This window comes from Pseudomonas sp. CBS (assembly GCF_024734645.1).
Taxonomy (GTDB): domain Bacteria; phylum Pseudomonadota; class Gammaproteobacteria; order Pseudomonadales; family Pseudomonadaceae; genus Aquipseudomonas.
The window spans coordinates 2082674-2097152 of sequence record NZ_CP102929.1; the positions used below are offsets into that span (position 1 = coordinate 2082674).

The following is a 14479-nucleotide window of genomic DNA, read 5'->3' on the forward strand; positions in this document are numbered from 1 at the left end:
GCCAATTCTCTCGTTTACCTGACAGCTTCCCGCACCTGCGGCCCGATCTTTCCTGGCTGGAACCTAAGCATGAAACGCCCTCGACCTGCCCGACGCGCCCTGCTTGTGGTCGCGTGCCTGATTCCTGTTATTGCTGTCGCTGCCTGGCAGGTCCTGCCACCGGGTCGGGACCGTCTGACGACCGTCACCGTGACCCGGGGCGATATCGAAAGCAGTGTGACCGCGCTAGGCACCCTTCAGCCCCGGCGCTATGTAGACGTGGGTGCCCAGGCGTCCGGACAGATCCAGAAGATCCACGTCGAGGCGGGTGACGAGGTCAAGGAAGGCCAACTGCTGGTGGAGATCGACCCGTCCACGCAAAAAGCCAAGCTGGACGCCAGTCGCTATGCGATTGAAAACCTGCAGGCCCAGTTGCAGGAGCAACGGGCCCAGCACGAACTGGCGCGACAGAAGTATCAGCGCCAGCAACGGCTGGTGACCAGTAACGCCACGCGCGAGGAAGACGTCCAGACCGCCAAGGCCGAACTGAGCGCCACCCAGGCGCGGGTCGACATGTTCCAGGCACAGATCCGCCAGGCTCAGGCCAGCCTGCGCAGCGACGAAGCCGAACTGGGCTACACCCGCATCTACGCACCGATGTCGGGCACAGTGGTGGCCGTGGATGCTCGCGTTGGCCAGACCCTCAACGCTCAGCAACAGACGCCGCTTATCATGCGTATCGCCAAGCTTTCGCCCATGACCGTCTGGGCCGAGGTGTCGGAGGCCGATATCGGCCACGTCAAACCCGGCATGAGCGCCTACTTCACCACCTTGAGTGGTGGAGCACGGCGCTGGACCAGCACGGTTCGGCAGATCCTGCCGATCCCGCCAAAGCCACTCAACGAAACCAGCCAGGGCGGCGGCAGCCCTGCCAGTTCAAGCAAAAGCGGCAGCGGCCGGGTGGTGCTCTATACGGTGTTGCTGGATGTCGAAAACACCGACCATGCACTGATGGCCGAAATGACCACCCAGGTATTTTTTGTCGCCAGTGCGGCCCGCAATACCCTCACGGCGCCCATCGCAGCATTGCGCAGCGGCCCCACCCCAGACCGGCACATCGCCCAGGTGGTGGCGGCCAATGGCACGATCAAACGCCTCGAAGTGCGCACCGGTATCAGCGACCGGCGCCACATTCAGGTACTGGAGGGTTTGAACGAAGGCGATCACCTGCTGACCGGCACATCCGATGGCAAGGACGGCTGAATGCAAACGCCTCTGATCGAACTGCGCGATATCCGCAAATCCTACGGCGGTGACGACAGCCCCAAGGTCGACGTGCTGCGAGGCATTGACCTGTCGATTCATGCGGGCGAGTTTGTCGCGATTGTCGGCACCTCGGGCTCCGGCAAATCGACCCTGATGAATATCCTTGGCTGCCTGGACCGACCCAGTCAGGGTGACTACCTGTTCGCCGGCGAAAACGTCGCCCAACTCGACAGCGATGAGCTGGCCTGGTTGCGCAGGGAAGCTTTCGGTTTTGTATTCCAGGGCTATCACCTGATCCCGTCGGGCTCGGCCCAGGAAAACGTCGAGATGCCAGCCATCTACGCCGGCCTGCCGGCAGCCGAGCGTCACACCCGTGCCGCTGCCCTGCTGGACCGCCTGGGCCTGGCCAGCCGCACCGGCAACCGCCCCCATCAATTGTCCGGCGGCCAACAGCAACGGGTGTCCATTGCACGAGCCTTGATGAACGGCGGGCACATCATCCTCGCCGACGAGCCCACCGGCGCCCTCGACAGCCAGAGCGGCGCGGAGGTCATGGCCCTGCTGGATGAGCTGGCAGGCCAGGGACATGTGGTCATTCTCATTACCCACGACCGGGAAGTCGCCGCCCGCGCCAAGCGCATCATTGAAATCCGCGACGGCCAGATCATCAGCGATACCGCCCGACACGCCACCGCGGCCGATGCCCCCACAGGTGCCCTTCAGGCGGTGGACCTGCGCCAGCGCCTGGCCCTGGGCAGCGAGCACACCGGCGCCTGGAAAGGTGAACTGCTGGACGCGGTCCGCGCAGCCTGGCGGGTGATGTGGATCAACCGGTTTCGCACGGCGCTGACGTTGCTGGGGATCGTCATCGGCGTGGCCTCAGTGGTGGTGATGCTGGCCGTGGGTGAAGGCAGCAAGCGCCAGGTCATGGCACAGATGGGCGCCTTCGGCTCCAACATTATTTACCTCAGCGGCCACACGCCGAACCCACGCTCACCGCCTGGCATCATCACCCTGGATGACGTGGCCGCCCTTGCCGACTTGCCGCAGGTGCAACGCATCATGCCCGTCAACGGCGCACGGGCAACGGTACGTTTCGGCAACCTGGACCATGCAGCCTACGTGGGTGGCAACGACACCAACTTCCCGACTATTTTCAACTGGCCGGTGGTCGAAGGCAGCTACTTTACCGAGGCGGACGAACAAGCAGCCTCGGCCGTGGCGGTGATCGGCAAGAAGGTCCGGGACACCCTGCTCAAAGACGTTGCCGACCCCATCGGCCAGTACATCCTGATTGAAAACGTGCCCTTCCAGGTGGTCGGCGTACTGGCCGGCAAGGGCGCAAGCTCTGGCGACCAGGACAGCGACGACCGGATTGCCGTGCCCTATTCCGCCGCCAGCATCCGACTGTTCGGCAGCCGCAATCCCGAATACGTGGCCATCGCCGCCGCCGATGCGCGCAATGTCAAAGACGCTGAACAGGCCATCGACCAATTGATGCTGCACCTGCATGACGGCAAGCGCGATTACGAGCTGACCAACAACGCCGCAATGATTCAGGCCGAAGCCCGCACCCAGAACACCCTGTCGCTGATGCTGGGTGCGATTGCCGCCATCTCCCTGCTGGTGGGTGGCATCGGCGTGATGAACATCATGCTGATGACCGTACGGGAACGCACCCGGGAAATCGGCATCCGCATGGCCACCGGCGCCCGCCAGCGGGACATCCTGCGTCAGTTCCTGACTGAAGCCGTGATGCTTTCACTGGTGGGCGGCGTGACCGGCATTGCCCTGGCCCTGCTCATCGGCGGGGTCTTGATCCTCAGCGATATCGCCGTTGCATTTTCCTTCCCGGCGGGCCTCGGCGCGTTCGCCTGCGCGTTGGTGACGGGTGTCGTTTTCGGCTTTATGCCAGCCCGCAAAGCCGCTCGCCTTGACCCGGTCACGGCCCTTACCAGTGAATGATCGCCCCATGAAAGCGCAATTGTCCCTCCTCGCCGTCAGCCTGATGCTGGCGGCCTGCAGCAACCTGGCTCCCCCCGTCGGCAGTGGTGTGCACGCGCCCGCCGCCTGGCAGTCACCCAACCCCGACACCACACGCCAGGACACCCGAAAATGGTGGAGCGCCTTCGGCAGCCCGGCCCTTGACCGGCTGGTGACCCAAGCCCAGCTTGGCAGTTACGACCTGGCGGCCGCGATTGCCCGGGTACACCAGGCGCAAGCCAGTGCCGTGATCGCTGGTGCACCGTTGCTGCCCTCCCTGGTGGGCGGCGTCAATGCCAGCCGCCAGAAACTGTTGCGCGGCAAGGGCTACAGCCAACTGGATGTCGACGATGACAACAAGGCCGTGGACAGCTTTGGCGCGAGCCTCACCGCCAGCTACGAAGTGGATTTCTGGGGTGGCCGCCGCGCCGCCCGCGACAGCGCAACACTTGGGGTGCGTGCCAGCGAATTCGATCAAGCCACAGTAGAACTGACCCTGCTCAGCGGCGTGGCCAACAGCTACACGCAAGCGCTGGCACTCCAGGAACAAAACCGGATCGCCGCGCTGAACCTGGCCAACGCGCGCAACGTGCTTGACCTGGTCCAGGCACGCTACACCGCAGGTTCGGCCACCGCCCTGGAGCTGGCCCAGCAAAAGAGTCTGGTGGCGGCACAGCAAAGGCAATTGCCACAGGTACAGCAACAGGCGCAGGAGGCTGTAATCACCCTGGCGGCCCTGCTCGGTGTACCGGTGCAGCAGCTCGACCTGGGACAACAACGCTTCGAACACCTCAACTGGCCGGGCATCGCCGCCGGGATTCCCAGTGAACTGCTCAGCCGCCGCCCCGACATTGCCAGTGCCGAGGCCAGACTTGCCGCCGCCCAGGCCGACGTGGTCGTGGCCCGTGCGGCCATGTTGCCCACCGTCCTGCTGGGGGCCAGCGTCGGCTCGGGCGCCAGCACCGCGTCAGACATTCTGCGCAGCCCGTTCTACAACCTCACCGCCGGGCTCACCGCGCCCATCTTCGACAACGGCCGCCTGGGGGCCGAGCGCGACAAAACCCTGGCCCGCCAGGATGAGCTCCTGCAACTCTACCGGGGCGCGATCATCAACGGGTTTGCCGACGTTGAAAAAGCCCTCAACAGCATCCACGGCCTCGACGAGCAGCGGCAGTGGCAGCGTGAAGAGCTGGAACAGGCGCAGAGCGCGTTTGAGATTGCCCAGAGTCGCTATGAAGCAGGTGCCGAGGATTTGCTGACGGTGCTGGAGACTCAACGCACACTGTATGCAGCGCAGGACCTGAACGTGCAATTACGACTGGCGCGCATGCAGGCGAGTATCGCGCTGTACAAGGCTCTGGGGGGAGGCTGGCAGGCACAGTGAAGCCCTGCCAGCCGCAAGGCTAACCGGTCAGTCCCAGAAGGACCGTCCGAGGGACAGGTGCCGTGCATACCATGGGCGTTGCGGCACCCGACGGAACAGGTCTTTCATACTCTCATCCGCCTCGAAAATGATGCGCAGTGCCAGCTTCATGGTCTCCGGATCCATTTCTACCGAGGTGCCCACCTGCAGCCCGGGTGTCGTGCTGCACCCGTGCGTGGTGGGGCCGAGCCAAGGGTCACCCGCTTCGACCCAGCGCCCCGGCGCAAACCAGGGCACGCCATTGACCTCCATGCGCGTCAGTTCACCGGGATGAAAGCGCTCGTGAGCGCGAAACCAATCTTCCAGCCGATCGTCGATCCATCCGTGAAAATGCCAGAACACCGGATTCACATGGGAAGAAAAAGGATCCCCCAGGAAGTCGTTTTCGGCGATATACCAGCGCGGCGAGAAATCGGCCTGCCCCCTGGCAAAGGGTACCGGCGCGTTGTTGGACGGGTCACGCGGCACCGAGGCCCAGCGCATGTGCAACCAATCGTGCAGGCCCAACTCGATTTCGGAGCCGAACTGGCCAAGGGTCAGTTTCGACAAATAACGGGGGTCCCGGTACTGAGATTCCCAGACCTGAAAGTTGCTGTGGTAGGTCTCGGCGGACTTGATGTCACTGACCCACTGGCTATAGGTGTCGTCCCCTTCCGCCAGCCAGGTTGGCGGTAACGCGAACCCGTCATGGTTATCGAAATAGCGGGCAAACCCCAGTCGATCGCGCAACAACTCAGGCTGCGGCAAAGGAAAGTGGCGCCAGGAGGGCAGCGCCTGCATCGAACGCGCCGTGGCAAGCATGTGCCGGTGCATGAAAAAAAAGTCGATCCCGGAGCCGTTTCGGTCCTTGTCCGGCCCGCGTGCGCCACGCTCCTGATCCCTGGGCCCCGGCTGCCAGCCGATACCGCGCAGGGCACCGCGCTTGTCCTCCGGCAACTTGTGCCATTTGTCCCGCGAGGCGTGCCACAACTGGTGGAACAGCCGATGCTGCGGCGCGATCAGCCAGGCGAGCAAGGTATCGTTCAGCCCGATCCGCTCACGGGCCTCGGGAAAGCGGCGTTTGACGGCCACAAAGCGCAGGTCCAGCTCGGGCAGCGCCAGGGCGCGATCCAATCGCTGTACAGATCCGCTGAGGGTGCCGGGCCCGGCGTTGCCATAGGCTGCCCATACTTCGTCCAGGCTCGCCTTGAACTCGTAGCCCGGTGCGCCATCGGCCGCATCGCTGCGCCCCACTCGCCAATACAGTTGGGCCGCGTTGCCCGGAGCCAGGTCGCCGACCACCTGGTAACGCGGCTCGGCATCACTGCGCAACGCCTCGGCGGTGTCGAGGACGCCTACCAGGCCACGCCCGCGCGGGGCAATGTCGAGAAACAGTTCCAATCCCTCGACCGGCAAACCCTCCAGGCCACCATCGGCACCGATAAACTGAATGTCCCAGACCCCGCGCAGGCTATTGGCCAAATGCTGGCCGGCGGTGTCCGCCAACTCGACCGTCGCCTCTCCCGGGGTTTCGGGATGCGCCTGGCGCAATAGCTCGCGACGCCCATAGAACGCTGCCGGAACGGCTGCTCCGGTCAGCGCCAGACCCGCCATGAACCATCGTCGAGAAATCGTCATTGCCCTACCTGTGTCAGCCCTGAAGCAGGCTTTATCCAAGCTAGAACGTTCATGGTGCGGGAAAATTTAAGCCGCGCCCCTGTGGCTAAATTTTTTCGCCCGCGGCTCGTTCTTCCCAGATAGCAAAGGCCCCTGCGCCTGCATTTCGACGGTAGACCTGACTGAGATGGCGATGATTAAACCTCGTTCGAAAAAAGCCCTGTATATCGGCCTTCCGCTGCTGGTAGCCGTGGCCGCCGGCGCGGCCTGGCTTGTCTGGAGCTACTCCTCCGGCTATCCCGTCAAGGTGATGAAGCAGGCGACGGAGTTGCAGGACCGCATCATTTCCTTCGACAGCCATATCACCGTGCCCTTGACGTTCGGCACCGAGGGCAACGAGGCCGACAAGGACGGCCCACGGCAATTCGACCTCGCCAAGGCCAACCGTGGACGCCTGTCGGGTGCTGCACTGACCATATTTGGCTGGCCCGAAATGTGGAACGGCAACAACGCCCCCCATAAGCCCACCGCCGGGTTCGTCGATGAGGCCCGCAACCAACAGGAAGTGCGCTACAAAATCATCACGGGCATGGTTCGCGACTTTCCCAACCAGGTGGGCATCGCCTACACCCCGGACGATTTCCGGCGCCTGCACGGTGAAGGCAAGTTCGCAATCTTCATCAGCATGCTCAACGCCTATCCCCTGGGCGATGACCTCGACCAACTGAACCTGTGGACGGCCCGTGGCATGCGCATGTTCGGGTTCAGCTATGTCGGCAACAACAGCTGGTCCGACTCATCCCGCCCGCTGCCCTTCTTCAATGACTCACCGGACGCGCTCGATGGCCTGTCGGATATCGGCAAGCAGGCCGTGCAGCGCCTCAACGATCTGGGGGTGATCATTGATGTGTCGCAGATGTCGACCAAGGCCCTGGAGCAGGTTGCACAACTGAGCCGCACGCCGATGGTTGCCTCCCACTCCGCGCCCCGGGCGGCCGTGGATATTCCACGCAACCTCAGCGACAAGGAAATGCAACTGATCAAGCAAAGCGGCGGCGTCGTGCAGGTGGTCGGGTTCGGCACCTACCTGCGCCCGCTGACGCAAAAGACCCAGGACAAACTCAATGCCCTGCGCGCACGGTTCGACCTGCCTCCCCTGCCTAACCTGCATGTCGCACTGATGCCCGGCGACCCGATAATCGCCGCCTGGCCCGAGCAGAAATTCGGCCAGTACGCCAGCAGCCTGTACGCGATCCTCGACGAGGAGCCCAAGGCAACCCTCAAGGACCTGGGAGATGCCATCGACTACACCGTGCGCAAGATCGGTATCGATCACGTCGGTATTGCTTCGGACTTCAACGACGGCGGCGGCGTGCAGGGCTGGGACAACGTCAGCGAAATTCGTAACGTCACCGCTGAACTGTTGCAGCGAGGCTACTCGGAAGCGGACATCGCCAAACTGTGGGGCGGCAACTTCCTGCGGGTCTGGGACCAGGTCCAACAAGCAGCCAAACCCGTCGCCTCCCTTTCTGCCAAGTGAACCGCCGCCATGACTGATCGCCGCACCTTTCTCAAACATGCAGGCATTCTGGCTGCCAGCCTGCCCCTGGGCGCAGCCCTCGAGGCCCGGGCCGGCACAGCACCCGTGCCCGCCGCCAATCCCGATAAATGGGCGCAACTGCGCCAACTATTTACCCAGGACCCGGACTACCTGCACTTCTCCAACTTCCTGATCACGTCCCATCCCAAACCCGTGCGCGAGGCCATTGAACGCCACCGGGCCGAGCTGGACCGCAACCCCGCGCTGGCCATGGACTGGGACCTGCAGCACACCTGGAAATGCGAAGCCCACGTGCGGGACTGGGCCGGGCGCTATCTGCAGGCCAAGCCCGGGCAGATCGCACTCACCGGCAGCACCACCGAAGGCCTGGCGATGATTTATGGCGGTATTCATGTACGGCCTGACCAGGAGATTCTGACCACCGTTCATGAACACTATTCGACCCGCAACAGCTTGCAGTTCCGTGTCGAGAAACAGGGCACCCAGGTGCGCAAGATCAAACTCTTCGATGACGCCCACCAGGTGTCGGCGGATGAAGTGCTTGGCTCGATTGCCAAGGGCATTCGCCCCAACACCCGCGTGCTGGGCATGACCTGGGTGCAGTCGGGCAGCGGCGTGAAGCTGCCCATCGGCGAGATCGGCAAACTGGTGGATGAGCACAACCGCGATCGCGATGAAAAGGATCGCATCCTCTACGTAGTCGACGGCGTGCATGGATTTGGCGTCGAAGACGTGGCGTTCCCGGACATGCACTGCGACTTTTTCATCGCCGGCACCCATAAATGGATGTTTGGCCCCCGAGGCACGGGGATTATTTGTGCCCGGTCCGAGGAGCTCAAGGACGTCACCCCCACCGAGCCGACCTTTTCCCAGGACACGGATTTCGCCACCACCATGACACCCGGCGGTTATCACGCCTTCGAACACCGCTGGGCCCTGGACGAAGCCTTCAAATTGCATTTGCAGCTGGGCAAGGCTCAAGTCCAGGCCCGCATCCATGAACTCAATGACTACCTCAAAAGCCGCCTGCAGGCCCACTCGTCCATCGAGCTGGTCACGCCCCGCAGCCCTGAGCTGTCAGCCGGGTTTACGTTTTTCCGGGTCAAGGGCCAGGACAGCGACAAGGTCGCCGCCTACCTGATGCACAACCGCGTCGTGGTCGATGCCGTGGACCGCGACGCCGGCCCGGTGGTGCGCAGCGCTCCCGGGCTGCTGAACAATGAAGGCGAGATTGATCGCTTCATGGCCGTGCTCGAAAAGACCCTGTAACCCGCCACTTCCCTTCCCCTATAGAGACGACACATGAACAGTGCCCCGCTCCCTACCCGCCAGCCCCGCTCGTTGCGAGCGCTGCTGATGCTGTGCCTGGCGACCCTGCTCGCCAACCTGGCGCCCCTGACTGCACACGCGGCAACCGCGCCAGCCCCAGGCAAGGTGTTCAAGGACTGCAAGAATTGCCCGGAAATGGTGGTGCTGCCCGCCGGCAGCTACCTGATGGGCACGCCGGAAGACGAGATCGGCCGTGAAGGCGACGAAGGCCCGCAGCACACCGTAACGTTCGCCAAGCCCTTTGCCATGAGCCGCTTCCATGTCACCGCCGCCGAACTGGACGCCTACATCCGCGAAACCGGCGTGGTGATCAAGGACGGTGATACGCGCCCGGGCCGCCTGTGCAAGGCCAGCAAGCCCAGCTACAAACAGGGGCCGCGCCAGCCGGCGGTGTGTATCGACTACTTCGAGGTCCAGGCCTACACCGAATGGTTGTCGAAAAAAACCGGGCAGAAATACCGCATGGTCAGCGAGGCCGAGCGTGAGTATGCCGCTCGCGCCGGCAGCACCGGATCATTCCCCTTCCCGTTCGATGACGAGGGCGAATACCAGATCAGCAAACATGCCAACACCTACGGCCCCAAGGATGGCTATACCTATAGCGCACCGGTAGGCAGCTACCCGCCCAACGCGTTCGGCATGTACGACATGCACGGCAACGTCTATGAGTGGGTTGCCGACTGCTGGCACCCCAACTACGAAGGGGCTCCTGCCGACGGCAGCGCCTGGTTGACCGGTGGTGACTGCAACGACGCCCACATCCGGGGCAACGACTGGGGCGAGGCGCCGGTATTCTCCCGATCGGGAAACCGTAACAGCCGCGAGAAAAATGTAAGAGGTGATTTCCTGGGGTTCCGCGTCGCACGGGAACTCTGACCCTCAAAACCCTGTGGTGAGGGCTCCCGCCCCTCACCCCTGCGCGTCCGCCGCGCGATGCTGCCCTAAATCCCGCACCACTCCCTTCGTCTATTCGCTAAGAACCCAGCAGGCCAGAAGCCTCCAGGCTTGCCTTGCGGATCGTTCGTGCCTGCCCGTTTCGGCCCGCAATTGCCGGGCATCCCCACACACAGGAAGATTTCATGACCAGCCAACCACGCGGCGCCATCAGCGAACTGTTCGCCCTGCTCAAACCCTTCTGGCCCATTGTGACGCTCTCGATTGTGCTGGGCATGGTAGGTGGCCTCGCCATCACGACCCTGCTGGCGACCATCAACACCTCGCTGCACTCGGACGAAGGCTTGACCCAAGGCGTGGTCCTGCTGTTCGCCGGCCTGTGTGTACTGGCGCTGACCAGCTCGATCTTTTCCGATATCGGCACCAACTATGTGGGCCAGAAAATCATCGCGCGGCTGCGCAAGGAGCTCGGCGAAAAAGTCCTGTCGGCGCCCATCGAACAGATCGAACGCTACCGTAATCACCGGCTCATACCGGTACTGACCCACGACATCGACACCATCAGCGACTTCTCCTTCGCCTTTGCGCCCCTGGCCATTTCCCTGACGGTCACCCTCGGTTGCCTGGGTTACCTGGCAATGCTCTCGTGGCCAATGTTCCTGATCATGCTGATTGCCATCGTCATCGGCAGCGTTGCCCAGTACATCGCCCGGGCCCGCGGCATGAGTGGTTTCTACGCAGCACGGGAGCAGGAAGAAGAGCTGCAGAAGCACTACACCGCGATTGCTTCCGGCGCCAAGGAGCTGCGCATTCACCGCCCCCGTCGCCATCGCATGAACGTGGACGGCATCCAGGCGGCGGCCAATAGCATCTGCGACACCCAGGTACGTTCGGTCAATATCTTCATCATTGCCAAGACCTTCGGCTCGATGCTGTTTTTCGTGGTCATCGGTCTCGCCCTGGCCTTGCAGGCTTACTGGCCGAGTGCCGACAAGACCGTCATGAGCGGTTTCGTCCTCGTGCTGCTGTACATGAAAGGCCCGCTTGAGCACTTGATCGGCACACTGCCCATCGTCAGCCGCGCTCAAATTGCCTTCCGGCGCATTGCCGACCTCTCGGAGCGTTTCTCTTCGCCGGAGCCGCACCTGTTGCTCAGCGACGCCGAAGCACCGAAAACCGTGGTGCACAACCTTGAGCTGAATAACGTGCGCTTTGATTTCCCTCCCGTGGAAGGCAGCGAACCCTTCCGCCTGGGCCCGGTGAACCTGAACATCAAGCAAGGCGACATCATTTTTATCGTCGGCGAGAACGGTTGCGGCAAGACCACGCTGATCAAACTGTTGCTGGGGCTCTACGCACCACAACAGGGTGAGGTGCGCCTCAACGGCCACGCCATCACAGCCGAGAACCGCGACGACTATCGCCAACTGTTCACCACGATCTTCGCCGACTACTACCTGTTCGATGACCTGGTACGCGACGACCTGCACATCCCCGACACCGCCAACCAATACCTGCAACGCCTGGAGATCGCCCACAAGGTCAGCATCAAGGACGGCGCTTTCACCACCACCGACCTCTCCACCGGCCAGCGCAAACGCCTGGCCCTGGTCAATGCCTGGCTTGAGGAACGGCCGGTGCTGGTGTTTGACGAATGGGCGGCTGACCAGGACCCGACCTTCCGCCGGATTTTCTATACCGAACTGCTGCCGGACCTCAAGCGCCTGGGCAAAACCATCATCGTCATCAGCCATGACGACCGCTATTTCGACGTCGCCGACCAACTGGTGCACATGCGCTCAGGCAAGGTCACGGCGCAACAGCAGGAAATTGCCGAGGTTTAATTTCCGGTTTTGCCGATGACGTGCGTCTCACTTGGTAACTGAGAAGTAATCTCACTAAGATCTCTCGTTCGTTGACCCTTAAGAGCACTCCAATAATGCCTGCACATCGACTTCGCCCCCACGTTCTGGCCATGATGATTCGCCACGCGCTCACGCCAAATCTGCGCGTTTGCGCGGCTGGCCTGGCAGGGCTTCTGCCCATGCTGGTACACGCCCAGGAAATGCCCTTCAACATTCCGGCGCAGTCGTTGAGCAGTGCGTTGCAGGCTTTCGGTACCCAATCCAACCTGCAAGTGCTGTATAGCCCGCAGGACCTTGAAGGCAAGCGCAGCACCGCCGTGCATGGCAACCTCGCCCCTTCTGCCGCCATCGCCACCTTGCTGCAAGGCAGCGGCGTGCATTTCCAGGTGCAAGGCTCTGCGGTGACCGTCAGTGCCTCGGCGGGCGGCGCGCTGGAACTGGGTGCGACCACCATCAATGGCCAGACACTGGGGTCGACCACTGAAAACAGCGGCTCCTACACCACCGGCGCGATGCAGACGGCCACCAAGTTACCCTTGTCCCTGCGTGAAACCCCGCAGGCGGTGACGGTGATCACTCGCCAGCGCATGGACGACCAGGGCATGCGCAGCCTCGACGATGTGGTCCAGGCAGCACCAGGCCTGCGCCTGTCCGCAGCGCGACCGGCCAACAGCGAGTTCTTCGCCCGCGGCTTCCCCATCAACAACCTGATGTTCGATGGCCTGCCCACGACCTATTCCGCCGACTGGGTCGCCACCGCCGACCTGGCCCCGTATGACCGTGTCGAAGTGGTACGCGGTGCCACGGGCATGATGCAAGGCGCCGGCGATCCTTCGGCCGCCATCAACATGGTGCGCAAGCGTCCTACCAAGGAGTTCCAGGCGAGCGTCACCGGCAGCGCCGGCAGTTGGGACAACTACCGCAGCGAGCTGGATGTGTCGGGGCCGGTCAATGACAGCGGCACCGTACGTGGTCGCTTCGTCGGCGCCTACCAGGACAAGGACAGCTACCAGGACTACGCCGGTCGCGAGCGCGGCGTGTTCTACGGCATCACCGAATTTGACCTCAACGACAGCACCACCCTGACCGTGGGCGCGTCTGATCAGAATGACAATAACAACATCAACTGGGGCGGTTTACCGGTGAACCCCGACGGCAGCAGCATGGGCTTCTCGCGCTCCAAGACGTTCGGCTACAACTGGTCGCACCAGGACATCGACAACAAAACCGTGTTCGCCGAACTGGATCACCGCCTCGACAACGACTGGCGCCTGCACTTTGGCGCGTCGAAAAACTGGTCCGACTTCAAGCTGCTGGGTGCAGTGCTGGAACGCAACAGTGACTACTCCTACCGGCAACGTGTGTTCAACCAGAGCCGCGACTACGACCAGTCCACCTATGACTTCTTCGCCAGTGGCCCGTTTGCCCTGTTCGGCCGCCAGCATGAACTGGTGGTGGGTGCCAGCAAGCGCCAACTCAAGACCGAGGCCACCGGCGGCACGATCTTCTTCAACAACGTCGACATCAACAATTTCAACCCCAAGGGTCAGCCGAAACCCACCGTTCCCGACGTTTACTCCCTCAGCGAAAAGGTCAACCAGGAAGGCCTCTACGTTACGACTCGCTGGAATGTGGCCGATCCGCTGAAGGTGATTCTCGGCGCGCGCCTGGACTGGTACGACTCCGATGATGTCTACAACCAGATCAGCGACCAGTACTACACCTCGGGCAAAACCAAGGTGGTGCGTAACCTGACCCGCTATGCCGGCGTCATCTATGACCTGGACGACACCTACTCGCTCTATGCCAGCTACACCGATATCTTCCAGCCACAGAGCGAGAAGGACGAGCTCGGTGCCAGTATCAAGCCCATCACCGGCAAGAACTATGAAGTGGGTATCAAGGGCGAATACTTTGACGGTGCGTTGAACGCCAGCGCCTCGTTGTTCCAGATCGACCAACTCAACCGCGCCGCTGAAGTGGCTGACTACAACAGCTGCAAGGTCATCCCGACCGGCAGCTACGCTTGCTATGAAGCCGCGGGCAAGGTCAGGAGCCGGGGTATCGAGCTGGAGATCAACGGCGCGCTGACGCCGAACTGGCAAGTGGGTGCCGGTTACACCTACGCCCAGGCGCTGTACGAGAAAGATGCCGACAAGAACAAGGAAGGCACCCTGTTCGACACCGACGTACCACGCCACCTGTTCAAGGCCAATACCACGTACCACCTGCAGGGTGACCTGAACAAACTGCGTATCGGTGCCAACGTCTATAGCCAAAGCGGTACCTATAACAAAGGCGTCAGCACCTTCAACGGCCAGCGTCAAAACTTTCACGTCGAGCAGGACGCCTATGCCATCGTCGGTTTGATGGCCGGCTACCAGGTCACCAAAAACCTGGACACCCAGCTGAACGTCAACAACGTGTTCGACAAAAAGTACTACCAGGGCATCGCCAGCAACTCCACCTGGAGCCCGTATGACGTCTACGGTGACCCGCGCAACTTCACCGTGACCGCCAAGTACACCTTCTGATAACGGTTAAACGGCGTTAAAAAAAACCGCATCCCTGAGATGCGGTTTT

9 protein-coding genes are annotated in these 14479 nt (G+C 62.3%); 8 read left to right on the forward strand and 1 reads right to left on the reverse strand.

All coding sequences use genetic code 11. From position 1 onward, the window contains the following. The first annotated feature begins 69 nt into the window (after positions 1–69). The 3 genes from NVB75_RS09345 to NVB75_RS09355 are packed head-to-tail and all read left to right on the forward strand — an operon-like array spanning position 70 to position 4612. Positions 70–1242: an efflux RND transporter periplasmic adaptor subunit gene (locus NVB75_RS09345; protein ID WP_258346934.1), complete on the forward strand. Its 1173-nt coding sequence runs from the start codon at positions 70–72 to the stop codon at positions 1240–1242. Beyond that, positions 1243–3210: a MacB family efflux pump subunit gene (locus NVB75_RS09350; protein WP_258346935.1), complete on the forward strand. Its 1968-nt coding sequence runs from the start codon at positions 1243–1245 to the stop codon at positions 3208–3210. It begins immediately after the preceding gene. Between the two features lie 7 nt (positions 3211–3217). Continuing rightward, positions 3218–4612, forward strand: a complete 1395-nt coding sequence (locus NVB75_RS09355) for an efflux transporter outer membrane subunit (RefSeq protein ID WP_258346936.1) — start codon at positions 3218–3220, stop codon at positions 4610–4612. Positions 4613–4639: 27 nt separating this feature from the next. On the opposite strand, the gene NVB75_RS09360 is transcribed toward NVB75_RS09355, so the two are convergent. Further along, on the reverse strand, positions 4640–6268 hold the full coding sequence (locus NVB75_RS09360) for a PvdJ/PvdD/PvdP-like protein (RefSeq protein WP_258346937.1): 1629 nt from the start codon (positions 6266–6268) through the stop codon (positions 4640–4642). A 172-nt stretch (positions 6269–6440) separates the two neighbouring features. Here NVB75_RS09360 and pvdM point away from each other — a divergent pair, with 172 nt between their 5' ends. The 5 genes from pvdM to NVB75_RS09385 all read left to right on the forward strand — a co-directional run bounded on the left by pvdM (position 6441) and on the right by NVB75_RS09385 (position 14430). After that, the gene (pvdM, locus tag NVB75_RS09365) at positions 6441–7787 is read left to right on the forward strand and encodes a pyoverdine-tailoring dipeptidase-like protein PvdM (protein WP_076014284.1); all 1347 of its coding nucleotides are present in this window, start codon (positions 6441–6443) and stop codon (positions 7785–7787) included. Positions 7788–7796: 9 nt separating this feature from the next. Further along, positions 7797–9077, forward strand: coding sequence for an aminotransferase class V-fold PLP-dependent enzyme (locus NVB75_RS09370; protein WP_258346938.1), 1281 nt, complete (start codon positions 7797–7799; stop codon positions 9075–9077). A gap of 87 nt (positions 9078–9164) precedes the next feature. Next, positions 9165–10013: a formylglycine-generating enzyme family protein gene (locus NVB75_RS09375; protein ID WP_258348564.1), complete on the forward strand. Its 849-nt coding sequence runs from the start codon at positions 9165–9167 to the stop codon at positions 10011–10013. A 203-nt stretch (positions 10014–10216) separates the two neighbouring features. Next, positions 10217–11875 (forward strand): cyclic peptide export ABC transporter, encoded by a 1659-nt coding sequence (locus NVB75_RS09380; protein WP_076014286.1) that lies wholly within the window; start codon positions 10217–10219, stop codon positions 11873–11875. Between the two features lie 95 nt (positions 11876–11970). Next, complete coding sequence (locus NVB75_RS09385; protein ID WP_258346939.1) at positions 11971–14430, forward strand: TonB-dependent siderophore receptor; 2460 nt, start codon at positions 11971–11973, stop codon at positions 14428–14430. Positions 14431–14479: the final 49 nt, after the last annotated feature.